This window comes from Nocardia aurea (assembly GCF_003123685.1).
Taxonomy (GTDB): Bacteria; Actinomycetota; Actinomycetes; order Mycobacteriales; family Mycobacteriaceae; genus Nocardia; species Nocardia aurea.
The window spans coordinates 172,762-192,107 of record NZ_QCYJ01000084.1; the positions used below are offsets into that span (position 1 = coordinate 172,762).

General features: G+C 66.1%; 17 protein-coding genes. 7 read left to right on the forward strand and 10 right to left on the reverse strand.

Features of this window, described 5'->3' with window-relative positions; all coding sequences use genetic code 11:
- Positions 1 to 538: 538 nt before the first annotated feature.
- Together DAT37_RS14075 and DAT37_RS14080 are read right to left on the reverse strand one after the other, a co-directional pair.
- Positions 539 to 955 (reverse strand): helix-turn-helix domain-containing protein, encoded by a 417-nt coding sequence (locus DAT37_RS14075; RefSeq protein ID WP_011207048.1) that lies wholly within the window; start codon positions 953 to 955, stop codon positions 539 to 541.
- A gap of 360 nt (positions 956 to 1,315) precedes the next feature.
- A complete protein-coding gene (locus DAT37_RS14080; RefSeq protein WP_109525173.1) occupies positions 1,316 to 2,479 on the reverse strand; it encodes a steroid 3-ketoacyl-CoA thiolase in 1,164 nt (387 codons plus the stop codon).
- A gap of 130 nt (positions 2,480 to 2,609) precedes the next feature.
- Here DAT37_RS14080 and DAT37_RS14085 point away from each other — a divergent pair, with 130 nt between their 5' ends.
- Positions 2,610 to 3,905, forward strand: coding sequence for a cytochrome P450 (locus tag DAT37_RS14085; protein WP_408637400.1), 1,296 nt, complete (start codon positions 2,610 to 2,612; stop codon positions 3,903 to 3,905).
- Between the two features lie 74 nt (positions 3,906 to 3,979).
- Here the strand turns inward: DAT37_RS14085 and DAT37_RS14090 are convergent, their stop codons facing one another.
- Genes DAT37_RS14090 through DAT37_RS14105 form a run of 4 tightly spaced genes read right to left on the reverse strand, consistent with a single transcriptional unit; the run spans position 3,980 to position 7,603 of the window.
- On the reverse strand, positions 3,980 to 4,393 hold the full coding sequence (locus DAT37_RS14090; RefSeq protein WP_109525175.1) for a nuclear transport factor 2 family protein: 414 nt from the start codon (positions 4,391 to 4,393) through the stop codon (positions 3,980 to 3,982).
- Entirely contained in the window at positions 4,390 to 5,556 is a 1,167-nt protein-coding gene (locus DAT37_RS14095) for a thiolase domain-containing protein (RefSeq protein ID WP_109525176.1), read from the reverse strand. Before DAT37_RS14095 ends, DAT37_RS14090 begins: the two co-directional genes overlap by 4 nt.
- Positions 5,553 to 6,593, reverse strand: coding sequence for a thiolase domain-containing protein (locus tag DAT37_RS14100; protein WP_109525177.1), 1,041 nt, complete (start codon positions 6,591 to 6,593; stop codon positions 5,553 to 5,555). Before DAT37_RS14100 ends, DAT37_RS14095 begins: the two co-directional genes overlap by 4 nt.
- Positions 6,594 to 6,610: 17 nt before the next feature.
- Positions 6,611 to 7,603, reverse strand: a complete 993-nt coding sequence (locus tag DAT37_RS14105; RefSeq protein ID WP_232839741.1) for a Zn-ribbon domain-containing OB-fold protein — start codon at positions 7,601 to 7,603, stop codon at positions 6,611 to 6,613.
- Between the two features lie 600 nt (positions 7,604 to 8,203).
- Here DAT37_RS14105 and DAT37_RS14110 point away from each other — a divergent pair.
- Positions 8,204 to 9,238 (forward strand): LLM class F420-dependent oxidoreductase, encoded by a 1,035-nt coding sequence (locus DAT37_RS14110; protein ID WP_109525611.1) that lies wholly within the window; start codon positions 8,204 to 8,206, stop codon positions 9,236 to 9,238.
- Between the two features lie 73 nt (positions 9,239 to 9,311).
- Positions 9,312 to 10,850 carry an acyl-CoA synthetase gene (locus DAT37_RS14115; protein ID WP_109525178.1) on the forward strand — a complete coding sequence of 513 codons (1,539 nt, stop codon included), beginning with the start codon at positions 9,312 to 9,314 and terminating at the stop codon, positions 10,848 to 10,850.
- 243 nt (positions 10,851 to 11,093) lie between these two features.
- Here the strand turns inward: DAT37_RS14115 and DAT37_RS14120 are convergent, their stop codons facing one another.
- Positions 11,094 to 12,098, reverse strand: a complete 1,005-nt coding sequence (locus tag DAT37_RS14120; RefSeq protein ID WP_109525612.1) for a sigma-70 family RNA polymerase sigma factor — start codon at positions 12,096 to 12,098, stop codon at positions 11,094 to 11,096.
- A gap of 197 nt (positions 12,099 to 12,295) precedes the next feature.
- On the opposite strand from DAT37_RS14120, the gene DAT37_RS14125 reads away from it, so the two are divergent.
- On the forward strand, positions 12,296 to 12,703 hold the full coding sequence (locus DAT37_RS14125) for a VOC family protein (protein ID WP_109525179.1): 408 nt from the start codon (positions 12,296 to 12,298) through the stop codon (positions 12,701 to 12,703).
- A gap of 27 nt (positions 12,704 to 12,730) precedes the next feature.
- Here DAT37_RS14125 and DAT37_RS14130 read toward each other — a convergent pair whose 3' ends face one another.
- Positions 12,731 to 13,513, reverse strand: a complete 783-nt coding sequence (locus DAT37_RS14130) for a crotonase/enoyl-CoA hydratase family protein (protein WP_109525180.1) — start codon at positions 13,511 to 13,513, stop codon at positions 12,731 to 12,733.
- A 107-nt stretch (positions 13,514 to 13,620) separates the two neighbouring features.
- On the opposite strand from DAT37_RS14130, the gene DAT37_RS14135 reads away from it, so the two are divergent.
- Both DAT37_RS14135 and DAT37_RS14140 read left to right on the forward strand, forming a co-directional pair.
- On the forward strand, positions 13,621 to 15,270 hold the full coding sequence (locus DAT37_RS14135; RefSeq protein ID WP_109525181.1) for an acyl-CoA synthetase: 1,650 nt from the start codon (positions 13,621 to 13,623) through the stop codon (positions 15,268 to 15,270).
- A gap of 38 nt (positions 15,271 to 15,308) precedes the next feature.
- Positions 15,309 to 16,169 carry an acyl-CoA thioesterase domain-containing protein gene (locus DAT37_RS14140; protein ID WP_109525182.1) on the forward strand — a complete coding sequence of 287 codons (861 nt, stop codon included), beginning with the start codon at positions 15,309 to 15,311 and terminating at the stop codon, positions 16,167 to 16,169.
- Here the strand turns inward: DAT37_RS14140 and DAT37_RS14145 are convergent.
- Positions 16,160 to 16,600, reverse strand: coding sequence for a MarR family winged helix-turn-helix transcriptional regulator (locus DAT37_RS14145; RefSeq protein ID WP_157978487.1), 441 nt, complete (start codon positions 16,598 to 16,600; stop codon positions 16,160 to 16,162). The two genes, DAT37_RS14140 and DAT37_RS14145, sit on opposite strands and share 10 nt — an antisense overlap.
- Before the next feature lie 31 nt (positions 16,601 to 16,631).
- Here DAT37_RS14145 and DAT37_RS14150 point away from each other — a divergent pair, with 31 nt between their 5' ends.
- A complete protein-coding gene (locus DAT37_RS14150) occupies positions 16,632 to 17,711 on the forward strand; it encodes a substrate-binding domain-containing protein (protein WP_109525183.1) in 1,080 nt (359 codons plus the stop codon).
- 360 nt (positions 17,712 to 18,071) lie between these two features.
- On the opposite strand, the gene DAT37_RS14155 is transcribed toward DAT37_RS14150, so the two are convergent.
- Positions 18,072 to 19,253, reverse strand: a complete 1,182-nt coding sequence (locus DAT37_RS14155; protein WP_109525184.1) for an FAD-dependent oxidoreductase — start codon at positions 19,251 to 19,253, stop codon at positions 18,072 to 18,074.
- Positions 19,254 to 19,346 lie beyond the last annotated feature (93 nt).

The window sequence follows — 19,346 nt, forward strand, 5'->3', positions numbered from 1 at the left end:
AGGGCCGAACACGGGAAGTCCGGGGCCGCACCGAGTTCGAACAACCACATGGACAGAATCCGGATGAGTGTTTTGCCGTCACTGATTACTAAAGTCCCTAATCGGGCGAAACGTACAGACGCTACGGCGTCGGCGTATTCTCTGGCGGCATCGCGCATTAACGATCACGGGCCGGTGTTCGGGGCGCGAGGAGTTCGTGGCATCACTCGATTCCTGCCCCGACTCTCGGGGTCTTGCGAAATGTGCGGCCAAGCCCGGTGATCAACAGTAGAGTGGGGTGCGTTGTCGAATTCGTTTGCAAGGTAGGATGTGCGTACGTTTGGTTGTGCGCGAGAATTGCGTAGCGGCAGCACAAATGCGGGCCCGGCCATGGTGATCGGCCGAACCCGCATTCATGCAACACTTGCCGGGAACCCTCGGTCCGAAGACTTCGGGAGCCCGGCATCACGCCCGGAACCTCCGGAGCGCGCGACCGCCGAACCGCAACGTCACGGGCACTTTTCAGAGCACACGAAGTTCCGGATCGGCGAGAACGCGCCTATTCGGTACCGTCAGGCGGGATTTCGGGCAAGCCTTCGCTCGCTCGAAGCTTCTCCGCCATCGAGGTGAGGAGGTTCTGTGATTCTTCGGACAAATCGAACGCCCTGCTCGACAGCCGCCGCAGTCCATAGCCTTGCAGCTGGGACAACAGTTCCAGATCATGATCGATCTTGGCGGCATAGATGTCGTTGAAGAAGTAGTCCGGTTTGACCTTGAAGAACTTGGCCAGTGCAGCCACCGTTTCATCCGATGGATTCGTCCGTTGTCCCGACCGCAACTGTGAGAGATACGGTTTCGAGATCGGATGCCCGGAGGCTGTCAGTGCAGCCGCCACCTCTGCGTTGGTGTGCGGCTTGCGCCCCGGGGGATGCACGGTTTCGAACAGCTTGTTCAGCCGCGCCGCGAAATCAGCCATTGTGAGCCGCCCAATTCCCTTCGCTGTACTAACAGTCGTTATCTCGGATACGTATCATTGATATTAGCGGCTCAGTAACTGAAAACCTACGCCTGATTCAGGATTTCCTTGAAGCTTCCAGGTGTCGGTCCGGTGAAGTCACTGCGACCGATGCGTTTGCGGGTCACCCCAACGACTCTTGTGAAGGCGTGGTACGGCCCGGTTCTAGCCCGTTGAGAAGGTCTTCCCCAACCGGTCGATGATAGCGAAAGAATAGCTGACATCTCATCTACTTGTGTGAACTGGGCTTTGTGTGGCGTACGACACGTTTTGGGGGATTTAAGATGAACGTTCAACTACTTCGGGGAATTGGGGCGATTCCTACAGTCGTTCGATGATCGTTCCTGTCGCCAATGCGCCACCGGCGCACATGAGCACCATCGCTGTACTGCGGCCCGTTCGCTCCAGCTCGTGCAAAGCCGTTGTGATCAAACGGGATCCGGTCGAGCCGACGGGATGTCCGATCGCGATCGCGCCACCGTTGACATTAACCCGATCGATGTCCGGGTTGTGGACGGAGACCCATGAAAGAGCCACCGATGCGAATGCCTCGTTGATCTCGAACAGATCAATATCGTCGATTTTCATCCCGGAACGTTCCAGAAGGCGGGTGCACGCTTGAACCGGACCGTCCAGGTGGAACTCGGGCTCCGCGCCGACCACGACCTGGGTGAGGATGCGGGCGCGCGGGCGCAAACCCTCTCGCTGGGCCACTTTTTCGTCCATCAGCAGTACCGCGGCCGCGCCGTCGGAGATCTGGGACGACGTTCCCGCCGTGTGGATCCCGCCCTCGAGGACCGGTTTCAGGGTCGAAAGGGCCTCGACGGAGGTCAGGCGCAAGCCCTGATCCCGGGTGACGTCCACCTTCTCGCCGGTCGGCGTGCCCTGCTTGTCGACGACGGGTGCGGTGACCGTCAGTACCTCGCGGTCGAAACGGCCCTCGGACCACGCCTGGGCGGCGAGGCGCTGCGACCGCACGCCGAATTCGTCGACGTCGGCGCGGGTGATGCCGCGCCGCTTGGCGATACGCTCGGCCGCCTCGAACTGGTTGGGCAGGTCGATATTCCACGACGCGGGCCTGCGCTGGCCCGCGTTCTCGCCGAGATTGGCGCCGAGCGGGACCCGGCTCATCGCCTCGACGCCGCAGGCCATGCCGATCTCGATGGCGTCGGCGGCGATGAGGCCCGCGATCAGGTGGTTGGCCTGCTGTGCCGAACCGCATTGGGTATCGATGGTCGTCGCGGCGGTCTGCCACGGCAGTCCCGCGTGCAGCCACGCGACCCGGGCGATGTTGTTGGACTGCTCGCCCGCCTGGGTGACGCAGCCGCCGATGACCTGCTCCACCAGTGCCGGATCCAGGTGTGCCTTGTCCAGCAGTCCGCGCTGGGCGAGACCGAGCAGTTCGGCGGCGTGCAGGCCGGCGAGCTGTCCGCCGCGCTTGCCGATCGGGGTGCGAGCGGCCTCGACGATCACGGGTGTGCCCATGTCCAACCTTTCGTAAGGTCCAAGAAACTGAAACGTGTGCCAGGTATACGGCCAGGTCTTCTTTACTAGTCCGTCCGCCTGTGCTGCAATGATTGTAGAACGTGTTTCAGTTTGTCGAAGGAGACATCTGGTGGTTGACACTGGGAACGCCCAGCCGCTGGCGACTGCCGGCAAGTCGCTCGAAACAGCTCCGAATGTGCCGGACGGGTTCGACGTCACCGACCCGGCCATCTACGCCGAGCGGGTTCCGGTAGAGGAATACGCCGAACTGCGTCGAACCGCTCCCGTCTGGTGGAATCCCAAGTCCCCGACCACCGGCGGCTTCCAGGACGAGGGCTTCTGGGTGGTCAGCAAGCACGCCGACGTCAAAGAGGTGTCGCGGCGCAGCGACGTGTTCTCCAGCTACGAGAACACCGCGATCCCGCGTTTCAACGACGAGATCACCCGCGAACAGATCGAACTCCAGCGCTTCGTCCTGCTCAACAAGGACGCGCCGGAGCACACCAAACTCCGCAAGATCATCTCCCGTGGCTTCACCCCGCGCGCCATCAACAGCCTGCGCGAGGAGCTGACGGCGCGCGCCGAATCCATCGTGAAGGCGGCGGCCGAATCGGGCGCGGGTGATTTCGTCACCCAGGTCGCGTGCGAACTGCCCCTCCAGGCCATCGCCGAGCTGATCGGTATCCCGCAGGAAGACCGCATGAAGGTCTTCACCTGGTCCAACGACATGACCAGCTACGACGACCCCGAGAGCGACGCCGATCCGGTGACCGCCTCGGCGGAGGTGCTCGGCTACGCCTATCAGATGGCGGCCGCGCGCAAGGCCGAGCCCGCCGACGACCTGGTCACCACGCTGATCGAGGCCGATATCGACGGCGACAAACTCAGCGAAGAGGAATTCGGCTTCTTCGTGATCATGCTCGCCGTCGCGGGCAACGAGACCACCCGCAACGCGATCACCCACGGTATGAACGCGTTCATCGACAACCCGGATCAGTGGGAGCTGTTCAAGAAGGAACGCCCCGCCACCGCCGCCGACGAGATCGTCCGGTGGGCGACCCCGGTCACCTCCTTCCAGCGCACCGCGCTGGAGGACACCGAACTCGGTGGCGTGCGGATCAAGAAGGGCGACCGGGTGGTCATGCTCTACCGGTCGGCGAATTTCGACGAGGACGTCTTCGAGAATCCGGAGAAGTTCGACATCACCCGCAAGGACAACGCACACCTGGGCTTCGGCGGCACCGGCGCGCATTTCTGCATCGGCGCGAACCTGGCGCGGCTCGAGATCGATCTGATCTTCAACGCCATCGCCGATCATCTCCCCGACATCACCAAGGTCGGCGCTCCGAAGCGGCTGCGTTCCGGCTGGCTCAACGGCATCAAGGAATTCCCGGTGAACTACGGGACCGGTTCGGTCGCGCACTGACACTCGCGAGCAAAGGGCCCCGAACCGGAATCCGGTTCGGGGCCCTTTCGCTGCCGGAGGGGAAGGCAGCGCCCTCAGTCGACGGGTTTCGTCGTGCTCATCGCGCGGTCGATTTCCCAGAACGCGCGCAGGGCGGCGATCCTGCCCGCGTCGTCGACCTTGTAGGTGAACACGCCTTCCGCGTCGATCTGATGCCCACCGATACGGGTGCGGATGGTGCCGGTGAAGGCGACCTCCGACCCGCAGGCGAACGAATCATCGAAGAGGAATTCGATGGAATCGGTTTTCGCGATCGCCAGATCCCAGAACGCCGCGATGGCCTCGGTACCGCGATGACCTTTCCCTTCCGGGTCGAAACCCGAAGGGCCGACGGGATCTTCGACGATCCCGTCGGCGGCGAACAGCGCCACCCAGGCCGCCTTGTCCTTGGCCCGCACCGCGGCCTGCGAGGCCCGCCCTGCCACCCTGGCCGGGTGTTCGTCGCTCATCGGCGTTCCGACCCGACGACCCACATCGAGAAGTACTGCGAACCACCGCCGTAGGCGTGACCGAGTGCCTTGCGCGCACCGGTGACCTGGTAGTCACCCGCCTTGCCCATGACCTGCTTGGCGGCCTCGGCGAACCGGATCATGCCCGATGCGCCGATGGGATTGGAGGAGAGCACACCGCCGGACGGGTTCACCGGTATCCGGCCGCCGATCTCGGTCTCACCCTTGTCGGTCAGCTTCCAGCCGTCGCCGGGGGCGGCGAAACCCAGATTCTCCAGCCACATCGGTTCGAACCAGGAGAACGGGACGTAGATCTCGGCGGCGTCGATCTCCTCGAGCGGATCGGTGATCCCGGCCGCCTCCCACAGTGCGGCCGCGGCATCCCGGCCTGCCTGCGGATTGACCTGATCGCGTCCGGCGAAGGTCGTCGGTTCGGTGCGCATCGCGGTCGCGTGAATCCAGGCGACCTTCTGGCCGGTGGCTTCGATCGCGGTCGCGGATTCCTCGTCGCCGATCACCACGGCGCACGCGCCGTCGGAGGAGGGGCAGGTCTCGTCGAACCGGATGGGATCCCACAGCATCTGCGAGGCCAGCACCGAATCCAGGGTGATGTCGGCCTGCTGGAGGTGGGCGAGCGGATTCTTCGCGCCATTGCGCCGATCCTTCACCGCGACCATCGCGCCGATATGGCTCGGCGCGTTCGACCTGCGAATATAGGAGCGGACGTGCGGCGCGAAATACCCGCCCGCGCCCGCGCCGACCGGCATGGTGAACGGCACCGGAATCGAGAGCGCCCACATGGCATTCGATTCGGACTGCTTCTCCCAGGAGACCGCGAGCACCTTCTTGTGCACACCCGCCTGCACCAGATTGGCGGCGACGACGCCGGTCGAACCACCGACCGATCCGGCGGTGTGCACCCGCAGCAGCGGTTTACCCGTCGCGCCCAGCGCGTCGGCCATGAACAGTTCGGGCATCATGACGCCCTCGAAGAAGTCCGGCGCTTTACCGACGACGACCGCGTCGATATCGGCCATGGTGAGGCCGGCATCGAGAAGGGCGCGATCGATGGCCTCGCGGCACAGGCCCGCCATCGATACATCGGTTCGTTTCGTCACGTGATGCGTTTGTCCGGTGCCGAGGACGGCGGCGGGAAAGCTCATCGGGTCGCCTCCGAATCGAGAACGGTCACGAGGTTCTGTTGCAGCGCCGCGCCGCTGGTCGCGTGGGCGAGCGCGCGGTTGGCGGTGCCCGCGATGATCGCCTCGGCGGCGAAGCCGATGCGCTCCAATCCCGCGGCGAACATCGGGTTGGCCGCGAGCGCGCCGCCGGACGGGTTCACGACCGTCTCCGGTTTAAGACCGATCGCCTCGGTCAGGATGAGCTGCTGATGACTGTAGGGCGCGTGCAATTCGGCGATATCGAAACCGCTGGTGTCACCGCCGGTAACCTGCTGTGCCGCAGCGGAGGTCGAGGGTGAGACGGTCAGATCCCGTGCACCGAGCACCGGGCTGTCCACGCGGTGCGCCATTCCGGTGATCCAGGCCGGACGCTCACAGAGTTCGCGTGCCCGGTCACCGACCGCGAGCACGATCGCCGCCGCGCCGTCGGTGATCGGCGCGACATCATGGGCGCGCAGCGGATCGGCCACATACGGTGTGGCGAGCAGACTTTCGATATCGACGTCGGAGCCCGCGGCGACCGCGGCCATATCCCGTTCGGTCCAGCGTCCCGCGTCGATGCCCGCGCGAGCCTGAAGTCCGGCGATGGACACCGAATCCGGCCACAGCGGGGCCACCACATACGGGTCGAGCTGCATCGTCAGGATCTGACGCAAGGTGCCCGCGGAGGACTTGCCGAAGCCGTAGACCAGCGCCGTGGTGGCCTGCCCCGACTTCAATTTCACGAACGCCTCGTACAGCGCCCATGCCGCGTCCATCTCCACGTGCGATTCGTTGATCGGCGGCACCGCGCCGATCGAATCGATCGCGGAGATGAACGAAAAGGCGCGCCCGGCAAGAAAATCTGAGGAGCCCGAGCACCAGAAGTCGATATCGGTCTTGGTGATGCCCAGACGGGTGTAGAGCTGCTGGAAACAGGGCACCAGCATCTCGACACCATTGGTGGTGCCGTAGGTTTCCGGCACGTGCGGCGCGTGGGCGAAGCCCACGACCGCGATGTCGGTGGAACGCTCATTCATAATGGGGACAGCGCCTCTCAGAGGTGATGCTTGTAAGTGTCGTAGTCGGCATCGGGCTCGCCGGTCGGTTCGAAGTGGTCGACGTTCTCCAGGCCGAAACCCCACTCCTCGCGCGGTCGCCACACCGCCTTGACCCGCATACCCATGCGGACCTCGCTCGCGTCGCAGCCGAGCACCAGGTGCAACACCGGGATGTCGGCTCCGTCGAGCAATACGTACGCGGCCACGTACGGTGGTTTGATGCGCTGTCCGAGGAACGGCACGTTCACGATGCAGAACGTGGTGACGGTGCCGTGATCGGAGAGTTCGATGAAATCGTTGGTCGGCAGCCCGTTGGTCGGGTTCGCGCCGCGCGGCGGGAAGTACACCTTGCCCTCGGCGTCGGTGCGGGCCCCGATGAGTTTGCCCTCGGCGAGTCCGCGCAGGTAGACGCTCTCCTGGGGCGAGGCCGTGTGCTTGTAGTCGAGATCGACCGGTGTGGTGAGCATCGTGACCGGTTCGGTCTCGGTGTCGGAATCTGTTGTGGCGGTGGAGGTTTCACCCGGTTCGAAGCAGACGATATCCCGGATGCTGCCCTCGGTCCGCTCGGCCCACCTGGCCCGCACGCGCAGTCCGGTGGCGATATCCTGCGGCGAGGCCACGTCGACGGCGTGCAGCAGCGCCGAATCCGCGCCGTCCAGCGTGATCAGCGCCCACGCGAACGGGCGGTCGAACGGCTGACCCGGCAGGGTGTCGCGCACCCAGGTCCAGGACTGGACGGTGCCCACATCGGCGACGTCGACGAACTCGGTCAACGGTTCGGCCGTCACCGGATCGTATTCCGACGGCGGCACGAGCACCCGCCCGTCCGAACCACGCACACCGACGACCCTGCGGGCACGCAAACCGGTGAGAAACGCGCCGATGGTCGGACCGACCGACCGTGTGTAGTCGAAGCGCACCCGCAGGGGAGCGCTGAGCACATCGGTGCTGATCCCCGGGTCGCTCTGCTCCAGCTGGCTGGCGTTCAATTCCGACCCTTTCTGGTAATTGGCGGCCCGGGGGCCGCGGGGTTCGCGGCCCCTTTTGTCTCGCGTCCGAGCGGTCGATACTCGCGACTGCGTCGCATTGTCTCGACCGCTCGGACGCGAGACGGCCGCGAACGGTCGCTCGTAAGACTCGCTCCGTGGGGGGCGAGGTGGGGGCGAACGGTTGCTTGTCGTGCTTGCCCCGTGGGGGTGGGGATGGTGTGGATCGCTGCTTGTCGTGCTTGGCCCGCGGGGGCGAGGGCGGTGCGAACCGCCGCTTTCGGTGCTCGCCTCGTGGGGGTGGGGTGGGTGTGCGGACGGTCGCTGACGGGGCTCGCTCCGGAGGGGGTGCGGTCGGGGCGAGCGGTTGCCCGGCGGGGGCGGCCCGGTGAAGTGGGGCGGGCGCGAACGGTCGGTTCCATCGCCCGGTTCGGGGGTGTGAGGGTGGTGCGAACCGTCGCTCGCCGGACCCGCTGCTCGGGGGGTGGGGCGGGCGCGCGAAGGTCCGCGATGGCGGCTGACGCGGTATTCCCCTGAGTCACGATATCGAGTAGAACAGGTTCTTATTCTGCTGGCAAGCAGTTGACCGGAAAGGGGTTGATCATGAAGTTCGGATTGCAACTCGGGTATTGGATGGCGCAGCCGCCCGCGAACGCGGGGGAGATCGTCGTCGCGGCGGAGGCGGCGGGATTCGACGCGGTGTTCGCGGCCGAGTCCTGGGGGTCGGACGCGTTCGGTCCGCTGGCCTGGTGGGGGTCGAGGACGGAGCGGGTGCGGCTTGGTACCTCGGTGGTGCAGTTGTCGGCGCGGACCCCGGCGGCGACGGCGATGCACGCGCTGACGCTGGATCACCTCAGTGGTGGGCGTGCGGTGCTCGGGCTCGGTGTTTCGGGTCCGCAGGTGGTCGAGGGGTGGTACGGGCAGCCGTTCGCCAAGCCGTTGCAGCGCACTCGCGAATACGTCGACATCATCCGCCAGGTGCTGGCCCGCGAAGCCCCGGTCACCAATGCCGGTCCGCACTACCCGCTGCCGTACACGGGGGAGGGCGCTCTCGGCCTCGGTAAGCCGCTCAAGCCGATCGTGCACCCGCTACGTGCGGATTTGCCGATCTGGCTGGGCGCGGAAGGGCCGAAGAACGTCGCGCTGACGGCGGAGATCGCGGACGGCTGGCTCGCCATCTACTACGCGCCGCGGCTGGCGAACATGTACAACGACTGGCTCGACGAAGGGTTCGCGCGGGCGGGCGCGCGGCGTACCCGCGACGACTTCGAGATCGCCGCGAGCTGCCAGGTGGTGATCACCGACGACGCCGCGAGCGAACTGGAACGGATGCGCTGGGTGATGGCCCTCTACATCGGCGGGATGGGCGCGCCCGAGCTCAATTTCCACGCCCAGGTCTACCGGCGGATGGGCTACGACCGCGAGGTCGACGAGATCGGCAGGCTGTTCCAGTCCGGGAAGAAGGCCGAGGCCGCCGCGCTGGTCCCGGACGAACTGATCCTCGATACGGCCATCATCGGCGATCAGGAACACGTCCGGAAGCAATTGAAGGTGTGGGAGGCGGCCGGTGTGACCATGATGCTGGTGTCGGTTCCCGACGTCGAGCAATTGCGTCGGCTCGCACCCCTTGTCGATTAGTAGAACACGTTCTAAATTCAATGGGGTGTCAGCCTCTCCCGCCCCGTCGGCTCCGCCGCCCCAGGATTCCCCCGTGCGCGAGCCAGTGAAAATTCTCGGTCTGTGGAATATCGCGGACGCCGAACCGGACCGGATCGCCATGGTCGATCCGCTCGGCCGGGAGGTGACCTACCGGGAACTGGCCACCCTCGCGAACCGATACGCCACCGGCCTGCGCGCACTCGGCCTGGAAACCGGCGACGTTCTGGTCAGCATGGTGCACAACAGCGTCGAAGCGATCGCCACCTACTTCGCGGCCTACCAGGCCGGGCTGTACATCGTCGCGGTGAACTGGCATCTCACCGGCCCCGAAGTCGCCTACATCCTCCAGGACAGCGAAGCCAAGGCGTTCTTCGCCAGCGACCGTTTCGCAGCGGCCGCGATCGCAGCCGCGGACGAAGCCGGTCTGCCCGCGACGGCGCGTTTCGCGGTCGGCGAGATCGACGGCTTCGCACCGGTATCCGAACTCGGCGCGGCCGAATCCGGACGGCCGGACAACCGCAGCACCGGCGGACCGATGCTCTACACCTCCGGCACCACCGGCCGCCCCAAAGGCGTCCGCCGCCCGCTGACCGGCGCCGACCCGGATGCGGTTCCGCCCCACACCACCGCCTTCTTCGGCCTGTTCGAACTGGGCGCCTACGACGATCACGTCCACATCTGCGGCTCACCGCTCTACCACACCGCCGTCCTCAACTTCGCGACCATCTCCATCCAGTTGGGACACACCCTCGTCCTGATGGACCGGTGGGACGCCGAGGACATGCTGCGCCTGATCGACAAACACCGCGTCACCCACAGCCACATGGTCCCGACCCAATTCCACCGACTGCTCGCGCTGCCCGAAGCGGTGCGCGCGAAATACGACGTCTCCTCGCTGCGCAGCATGGTGCACGGCGCCGCGCCGTGCCCGCAGGAGACCAAACGGCAGATGCTCGAATGGTGGGGACCGACCGTCACCGAGTACTACGCGGCCACCGAAGGCGGCGGCACCGTCATCAACGGCACCGACTGGTTGCGCAAACCCGGCTCCGTCGGCAAAGCCTGGCCGTGGTCGGTCATCAAAGTGCTCAGTGAAGAGGACGGCACCGAAGTGCCCGCGGGCGAACCGGGACTCGTCTACATGAAGATGGGCGCGTCCAGCTTCGAATACCACCACGCCAAGGAGAAGACCGAGGAATCCCGGGTCGGTGACCTGTTCACGGTCGGCGATATCGGCCACCTCGACAGCGACGGCTACCTCTACCTGCACGACCGGCGCTCCGACCTGATCCTGTCCGGCGGAGTCAACATCTATCCGGCCGAAGTGGAAACCGTACTCGTCACCCATCCGAAGGTCGTCGACGTCGCGGTATTCGGTATCCCGCACGAGGATTGGGGCCAAGAGGTCAAAGCCGTCGTGCAACCCGCCGAAGGTGTCGACGGCGACGACGAACTCACCGCCGAACTCCTCGCCTTCGCCGCCACCCAGCTCGCGAAATACAAGATCCCGAAATCGGTGGACTACCTGCCGGAACTGCCCCGCGACCCGAACGGGAAGCTGTACAAACGCAAACTGCGCGAGAGGTATTGATTGCTGTAATTTGGCGGCCGGGGCCGCGGGTTCGCGGCCCCCTTTGTCTCGCGTCCGAGCGGTCGAGACTCGCGCCTTCGGCGCATGCGCTTCGACCGCTCGGACGCGAGACGGGCCGCGAACGGGGCGCTCGTAAGACTCGCGCCGGGCGGGGGGCCGACGCGAGACGGGCCCGTGAACGAGGCGCTCGTCAGACTTGCGCCGGGCTGTGGTGCGACGCGTGGTGGGGGTTGCGGGTCGGGGTCAGGACTGTGTGACGGGGTCGCGCAGTTCGAGGGGGAGGTCGAAGAGGGGGAACAGTTTGTCGGTGTCGAGGAAGAAGTTCAGGCCGGCGATGGTGTCGCCTTCCAGTTCCAGGATGGTGATCGACCAGGGGCTGTAGACGCCGGGTTCTTCGGTCGGCTTGTAGTGGCCGAAGGCGACGTGGCCGTTCGCGCCCTCCAGCCGGATGAGTTTGGAACCCTCGCAGGCGCTTCCGGTGCCGAGCATGAAGGCCGCGACGTTGTCGGGGCCGGAGATCCAGAGATCGAACGGCGGCATGGACAGGGCCACATCGGCTTTCAGCAGGGTGGTGAGGGTGTCCATGTCGTAAGCCTCGAAGGCCGAGACGAAATCGTTGATCAGTTTGCGCTGATTCTCGTCGGACTCGTCGTAATCGTCTGTGACGGTGGGCTGCACCTTCGACATGGTGGCCCTGGCACGTTGCAGCGCGCTGTTCACCGAGGCGGGGGACATGGTGAGGGCCTCGGCGGTTTCGCTCGCCGAGAACCGCAGCACCTCGCGCATGATGAGGATCGCGCGCTGGGTGGCGGGCAGGTGCTGACAGGCGGCGACGAAAGCCAGCCGCAGCGTGTCCTTGGTCGACGCGTGTTCGGCCGGGTCGGCGCCGAAGGCGAGCCCGTCCGGAATCGGCTCGATCCAGACGTAATCCGGCTGCGGGGCGGGCAGCGGCGAATCCGGGCGCGACGGCCCGTTGAGGTCCATCGGCCTCGCCCGGCGCTGAGGGCCGTCGAGCATGTCGAGGCAGACATTGGTCGTGATCTTGTACAGCCAGGACCGTAGGCTCGCGCGGCCCTCGAACGACGAGTAGGACTTCCAGGCGCGGGTGAAGGCCTCCTGCACCGCGTCCTCGGCCTCGAAGGACGATCCGAGCATGCGGTAGGCGTAGGCGCACAGCTCCCGCCGATGTCCCTCGAACGACTTCAGTGCGTCGTCGAGGGTGGTGGACGGGCCGGACGAGTCGGTCATGAATGTCACCATGCCACAGGGGTCCGACAGATTACAGGCCCGAATTCCCGCTACCAGCGGCGTAGGTGATCGAGCTTGTCCAGGGTGCCCGACAGCGAGCGGTGCCGGGCGTCACGATCCTCGGCGTCGCGATGAGTTTCCCGCCGCCGTCTCGTCTGTACCGGTGAACCCGCCGATGTGCTCGAGAGGACAAGACGATGAGCAGCAGGATGATCTTCCTCAATCTCCCCGTGGCCGACCTGACCCGGTCGAAGAATTTCTACGAGGCGCTCGGCTGGAAGGTCAACCAGGATTTCACCGACGAGAACGCCGCGTGCATCGTCGTCGACGACAACATCTGCTTGATGCTGCTCACGAAGGAATTCTTCCCGACCTTCACCAAACGCCCGATCGCGGACACCGTGGCCGCGATCGGCGCGGCCTACGCGCTGTCGCTGTCGAGTGCCGCCGAAGTGGACAGCATCACCGAAGCCGCCGTCGGCGCCGGTGCGGTCGAAGAGGTCAACGAGGACAAGCGCGCACAGGAGGCACAGGTCGGCATGCACGGCCGCACCTTCGTCGACCCCGACGGTCACCAGTGGGAACCGTTCTGGATGAAGGGATGAGGCGGCGGCCCGAGGGCCGCCGATATCTCAACTTCCGGTGAAGTTCGCCTTGCGCTTCTCGGCGAATGCCTTCGGGCCTTCTTTGGCGTCGGCCGATTTGAACACGGCGGCACCGAGTTCAGCGTCGATCTTGAACGCTTCCTCTTCGTGCATGCCCTCGGTGTCGCGGATGGTGCGCAGGATGGCCTGAACCGCGAGGGGGCCATTGGCCGTGATCTGGTCGGCGATCTCCAGCGCTTTGTCCAGGGCGGTGCCGTCGGGGACCACGTGGCCGATCAGGCCGATCTCCTTGGCCTCGGCGGCGCTGAGATGTCTGCCGGTCAGCAGGATTTCCGCGGCGATGGTGTAGGGGATCTGGCGGACCAGGCGCACGGCCGAGCCGCCGAGTGGGAACAGTCCCCAGCGTGCCTCGGACACACCGAATTTGGCGCTCTCGCCCGCCACGCGGATATCGGTGCCCTGGAGGATCTCGGTGCCGCCCGCGATGGCCGCGCCCTCGACCGCGGCGATCAGCGGTTTGGTCAGCCTGCGGCCCTTGAGCAGCGCGTCGATCTTGGACAGATCCCAGCCGCCGCCCTTGAACGCGTCGCCGGGATGCGAGGTGGTCATGGCCTTGAGGTCGGCGCCGGAGCAGAACGCGCCGCCCGCGCCGGTCAGGATGGCCACCCGGATGTCGGGATCGTCATCGACCCGGTCCCACGCGTCGCGCATGATCGCGAGCATTTCGCCGGAGAGCGCGTTGCGTGCCTCCGGCCGATTCAGGGTGACGATGAGAACGTGGTCGCGCTTCTCGACGAGGCAGTGCGGCATCGGGATTTCTCCTGACTTTCCAGTCGGGGATGGCAAGTCGGCGGATTCGGCCCGGTGCGGGCAAAATCAGCCTTGTCAGGAACAGTAACACGTTCTATTTTTAGCTTGTGAGCCACAACATAGCGGACCTTGTCGAACACGCCATCGACCTCATGCCGGATCGCGTCGCCCTGGTCGACGACACCCGTGAGGTGACGTACGCGCAGTTGGAGGAGAGAGCCAATAAACTGGCCCATTACCTGCAAGAACAAGGGGTTCGGCCGGGGGACAAGGTCGGCCTCTACTCGCGGAACACCATCGAGGCCGTGGAGACCATGGTCGCGGTGTTCAAGGCCAGGGCCGTCCTGATCAACGTGAACTTCCGATACGTCGAGAACGAGTTGCAGTACATCTTCGACAACTCGGATATGGTCGCGCTGATCCACGAGCGCCGCTACAGCGACCGCGTGGCCGCGGTACGCCCGAACACCCCCAAGCTGAAGACCGTCGTCGTTGTGGACGACGATACGACCGGCACCGTCGCGACCGCAGCGGATTCGATCGATTACGACGCGGTGCTGGCCACCTCGTCGGGCGAGCGCGATTTCGGCGAGCGATCCCCCGACGACATCTTCATGATCTACACCGGCGGTACCACCGGCCTGCCCAAGGGCGTCATGTGGCGCCAGGAGGACTGGTGGCGGGTGCTCGGCGGCGGCATCAACTTCGTGACCGGTGAAGTGGTGCAGGACGAATGGCAGCAGGCCAAGGTCGGCGCTGGTAATCAGCAGATGGTGCGCTACCCGATTCCGCCGCTGATCCACGGCGGATCGCAGTCGGCGGTGTTCCACGGGCTCTTCGACGGCGGCAAGACCATCATGCTGCCCGAATTCAGCGGGCACGGGGTGTGGCAGGCCATCGACCGCCACACCGTGAACCTGATCTTCATCACCGGTGACGCGATGGCGCGGCCCATGCTCGACGCGTTGCAGGCCGGAAATCCGGAAACCGGCGCTCCGTACGCGCACGCGACGCTGTGGGCGATGGCGAGCAGCGCGGCGCTGTTCTCCCCGACGCTCAAGGACCAGTTCATCGAACTGCTGCCGAGCACCATGATCACCGATTCGATCGGCTCGTCGGAAACCGGTTTCGGCGGCCTGTCGATCGCGACCAAGGGCGCCACCCACACCGGCGGCCCCAGGGTGAAGATCGACGCCTCCACCGAGGTGCTCGACGACGACGGCAATCCGGTGGTGCCCGGTTCCGGCCAGATCGGTTTCCTGGCCCGCAGGGGGCATATCCCGCTCGGGTACTACAACGACGAGGTCAAGACCAAGGCGACGTTCAAGGAGTTCAACGGCGTGCGCTACTCGATTCCCGGCGATTACGCCCGGGTCGAGGAGGACGGCGCGGTCACGATGCTCGGTCGCGGTTCGGTGAGTATCAACAGCGGCGGCGAGAAGATCTACCCGGAGGAGGTCGAGGGCGCGCTCAAGGCGCATCCGCAGATCTTCGACGCGCTCGTCGTCGGCGTTCCCGACGAGCGCTGGGGCCAGCGGGTGGTGGCCGTGGTGCAGTGTCGCGGCGAGCAACGCCCCTCGCTGGAGGAATTGCGCCCCATGCTGACCCAGGAGATCTCGGCCTACAAATTGCCGCGCAGTGTGTGGTTCGTCGAGGAGATCAAACGTTCCCCGGCGGGCAAGCCCGACTACCGCTGGGCCAAGGAACAGACCGAGATCCGCCCGGCCGACGATCATGCCGAGGCGAGCGCCAAGTAATAATCGGAAACCCATCCCCGCACGGAGCAAGGTTTCCAGTGACACCCCCGCAGAACTCCCTCCCACCCGCAAACATCCCGCTCGCGTTCTTCCGGGAGACCGCGCTCGGATTCGAGCCGCTGCCGTTGGCGGCGGGCGCGTGGTCGCCGGATTCGGTGAACGGGCCTGCGGTCTGTGGATTGCTGGCGCGTTCGCTCGAGATCGAGCACTGCCCCGACGGGTTCACGCCGGCGCGGCTCACCGTCGATCTGTTCCGGCTCACGCAGCGCCGTCCGGTGTCGGTGCGCACGACGGTCGTCCGCTCGGGTAACAGGATCCGGGTCGCCGATGCCGAACTCGTCCAGGACGAGGTGACGGTGGCGCGGGCGTCGGCGGTGTTCCTGCGACGTTCGGAACAGCCGCCGGGTGACCTGTGGACACGTGGGGACGATCCCGCGCCCCCGCCCGCGGAGTTACTCGGCGCCACGGGGATGCCGCTGTGGGGCAGCGACGAACATCCCGACGGCTGGACGCACGAACTGGCCGAACATCAGAACGGCAGCCGCAAACGGTGCTGGCAGACGCCGGTGCCGGTCGTTCTCGGTCGACCCGCGTCCGCCTTCGCCGCGGCCGCGACGATCGGGGAGTCGGCGAGTCTGATGACCAACTGGGGCAGCGCGGGTGTGGGCTTCATCAACGCGGATCTGACCATGGCGTTGACCAGGGCTGTCCAGGGCACCGCGATCGGGGTCGAGGCGGACAGCCATCTGAGTCTGGACGGGATCGCGGTGGGTAGCGCGACGCTGTTCGACCGCGCCGGTTCCTTCGGCACCTGTGTGGTCACGGCGCTGGCCAACGCCGAACGGCAGGTCGATTTCGCCGAGGATCGCTTCGCCGCGATGCGTTCGGGTCAGGTGTGAGCCTGTTCGGTCGCGTGCAGGCGGTCCACGAGCGCGCTCAGGGATCTCGTCACCTTGCCGCGATCGGCGGCGACGCGGTCCAGCCCGCTCGACGCGAGCGCTTCGGTCATCGCCGCGAACGCGAGTTCGCCACGACGGGTGGGGAATACGAGAACCCGGCGACGGTCGGTGTCGTCGACTCGGCGCAGCACGAGGTTATCGGCGATCATCGCGTCGATCAGGCGGGTGAGGCTGGCGCCGGTGCACAGTGTCGCCTCGGCGAGCTGCGACATGGACCTGCCGTCACCCGAGGTGACCGCGGTGAGCACATGCCAACGACCGACCGAGGATTCGCCCAGGCGGGTCGCGATCGCGCGATCCAGTTCCTGTGACGCCTGGCGTATGAGCCGTGCCAACTCCTCCAGTGCGGCGGGGGCGGTGCTATCGTCCACGTCAGCACTATATATGCGGCGGTGATATTCCATGGCGGCCTCGGCTTCACGTGGCAGACGGACGAGCGTCGATATCGCACTTGTCATTCCGCTGAGCGGACCCGCGGGCATGTTCGGGCCTTCGTCGGAGGCGTGTGCCACGCTGGCCGCCGAGGACATCAACGCCATGGGCGGCATCCTCGGTCGCCCGGTGCGCCTGCATCCGGTCGACGCCGGGGCCCCATTGCCGGAACTGTCGGCGCGTATCGACCGGATGGTGAGTCTGGGCCAGGTCGACGGAGTCGTCGGCTGGCATCTGTCCACCGCGCGCAAGGTGATCACGCCGCATACCGCGGGCCGGGTTCCCTACGTGTACACCACCTTCTACGAGGGTGGGGAGGACGCCGACGGGGTCTACATGATCGGCGAGACTCCCGAACAGCAACTGTTTCCCGCGTTGCGCTGGATGCGTTCGGAATTCGGCGTCCGCAGCTGGTGCGTGATCGGCAACGACTACGTCTGGCCGCGTGAGACGGTCAGGGCGACAAGGGAGTACGTCGCGAATACCGATATCGATATCGTCGGTGAGGGTTTCGTCCCGCTCGGCGGCCGGGATTTCGCGCCGCTGCTGGAGCTGATCGGGAACTCACCCGCCCAGGGGGTCTTGCTGCTCATGGTCGGCGCCGACGGAGCCGCCTTCAACAGCGCTTTCGCGCGTGCCGGACTCGATGACGGCCGGATTCGGCTGAGCATGATGATCGGCGAGGATGTGCTGTACGCGGGCGGGCCGGACAGTTCGCGCGGACTCTATACCGCATCGGGCTATTTCGAGAGCGTGATCTCGCCCGGGGGGATGGATTTCGGCAGCAGGTATGTCGCCAGGTACGGGACGTTCGCACCGGCGCTGAACAATATCGGCGAATCCTGTTACGAGGGACTGCTTCTGTTCGCCTCGCTGGCCGAGGCGGCGCGCAGTCTTGACGTGCGCGCGATCGAGCGGCACGCGGGGCGGGTGAGCTACGACGGCCCGCGCGGTGAGGTCAGGGTCCGCGGGTCGCACACCACCCAGCCGGTTTTCCTGGCGGACGCGAACGAACTCGAATTCAGTGTGCTCGCCGAGCTGATGTCCTGATCAGGGGCCTCGACATCGGAGGCTTCGAGTACCCGGGCGTACAGCGGGGGTGAGTGCGGCCTCGCGCCGTAATCGGAAGTTCACACCGTGGTTTCACGGTGGAGACATCACTGTCGTTGGATCATCACCGTACGAAATAGGTTCACCTGAAAATAAATGAGGCCGTGATGATCGAGACGACCGCCGGAGCAGCGCTCCCGGCGCGACGTCACTCGCGCGGCCCGCTGGACTCCGTGTGTGCCCGGCCGTGCCGGCGGCCGGGCACACACGGGGGCCGGATATCAGGGCACGAGGGAGCCCGCGTTCGGCCAGAAGGGATCGGCCCGCCGATGGGGCGGGCCGATCCCGACCGGATCCGGTTCAGCGATAGGCGAGTTCGGCGAGCCGGAAGGCCAGCTTGTGGCGCACGGCGGGGATCCGGGTCAGCGTCGACACTGCGGTGTTGCGGATGAGGCGCGCCGGGCGGCCGCGCAGGGTGCCCGTCCTGGTCATCAGATCGGTGAAGGCGACCACGTCCTTCGCCACCGGACGACGGGTGGTCTCGTAGGTGTCGAGCAGCGTTTCGGGCTCACCCGCGAGCACCCTGGCCAGCAGTCCGCCCAGGACGGCCGCGTCCTGGATGCCGGTATTCATGCCCTGCCCACCCGCCGGGCTGTGCACGTGGGCGGCGTCGCCCGCGAGCAGGACGCGGCCCGCGCGATAGTGGTCGGCGACGCGGTGGTGGATCCGGAAGCGTGAACCCCACAGCACCTCGGTCACTTTCACCGCACCGCCGGGGCCGCGCGCGTCGAGTATCGCCTGGATATCGCCGACCGAGGGATGTTCCGGCGCGTCATCGAGCGAGGCGACGACCCGGTACCTGTCCGGGGTCACGTCGTCCGGCAGCGGGGCGACCACGGTGACGCCGTCGGGTGAGAGATGCAGCGCCACCTCGTCTCTGGCGACGGGCCAGTCCATGCGGACATCGGCCAGGACGAACGAGGTCGGATAGGTGTCGCCGGTGAAGCCGATCCCGGCCTGCTCCCTGACGAGGCTGTGCATACCGTCCGCGCCGATGACATACCCGGCGCGCATGGTTCCCGCGGCGTCCGTGCCGTCCAGGTATTCGACGGTGACGCCGGTGTCGTCGTCGGTGATCCGGGTGACCCGGTAGGGCCTGCGGACATCGCCCCCGGCCTTGCGCAGGCGGGCCAGCAGTATCGCCTCGGTGACCTCCTGCGGGGCCATCAGGGTGAAGGGGTACCTGGTGGGGAGGCTGTTGAAATCGATGGCGGCGAGGGTGCGTGCGCGGTCGCGCACGATGAGCCGAGGGACCCTTATGCCGCGGTCGATCAGTTCGTCGGCGATGCCGAGTTCGTCCAGAACCTCGAGGGTTCGGGCGTGCACGACCGCGGCGCGGGAGGTGTTCGCGCCCTCGCTCAGTCGGTCGAGCACGACGACGTCGGCACCGGCGTCGGCCAGCGTGATCGCGGCGGTGAGTCCGGCCGGTCCCGCGCCGACGACGACGATATCGGCGGATTGCGGCAGCGAGGTGGTTGTCATGACGACTCCTGGGTCAACGGCCGTAGGCCAACGCTTGTTGGCGTAACCGTAACGCGGGGCCGTTGAAGAAGTCAACAGTTGTTGGCCTACAAT

Excerpts from the sequence above, each read along its gene's own strand:
- DAT37_RS14095 (WP_109525176.1), bottom strand. The coding sequence starts at position 5,556 with ATGAGCTTTCCCGCCGCCGTCCTCGGCACCGGACAAACGCATCACGTG.
- DAT37_RS14150 (WP_109525183.1), top strand. The coding sequence starts at position 16,632 with ATGGCGGCCTCGGCTTCACGTGGCAGACGGACGAGCGTCGATATCGCA.
- DAT37_RS14120 (WP_109525612.1), bottom strand. The coding sequence starts at position 12,098 with ATGACCGACTCGTCCGGCCCGTCCACCACCCTCGACGACGCACTGAAG.
- DAT37_RS14080 (WP_109525173.1), bottom strand. The coding sequence starts at position 2,479 with ATGGGCACACCCGTGATCGTCGAGGCCGCTCGCACCCCGATCGGCAAG.
- DAT37_RS14090 (WP_109525175.1), bottom strand. The coding sequence starts at position 4,393 with ATGAGCGACGAACACCCGGCCAGGGTGGCAGGGCGGGCCTCGCAGGCC.
- DAT37_RS14075 (WP_011207048.1), bottom strand. The coding sequence starts at position 955 with ATGGCTGATTTCGCGGCGCGGCTGAACAAGCTGTTCGAAACCGTGCAT.
- DAT37_RS14125 (WP_109525179.1), top strand. The coding sequence starts at position 12,296 with ATGAGCAGCAGGATGATCTTCCTCAATCTCCCCGTGGCCGACCTGACC.
- DAT37_RS14100 (WP_109525177.1), bottom strand. The coding sequence starts at position 6,593 with ATGAATGAGCGTTCCACCGACATCGCGGTCGTGGGCTTCGCCCACGCG.
- DAT37_RS14130 (WP_109525180.1), bottom strand. The coding sequence starts at position 13,513 with ATGCCGCACTGCCTCGTCGAGAAGCGCGACCACGTTCTCATCGTCACC.
- DAT37_RS14155 (WP_109525184.1), bottom strand. The coding sequence starts at position 19,253 with ATGACAACCACCTCGCTGCCGCAATCCGCCGATATCGTCGTCGTCGGC.
- DAT37_RS14110 (WP_109525611.1), top strand. The coding sequence starts at position 8,204 with ATGAAGTTCGGATTGCAACTCGGGTATTGGATGGCGCAGCCGCCCGCG.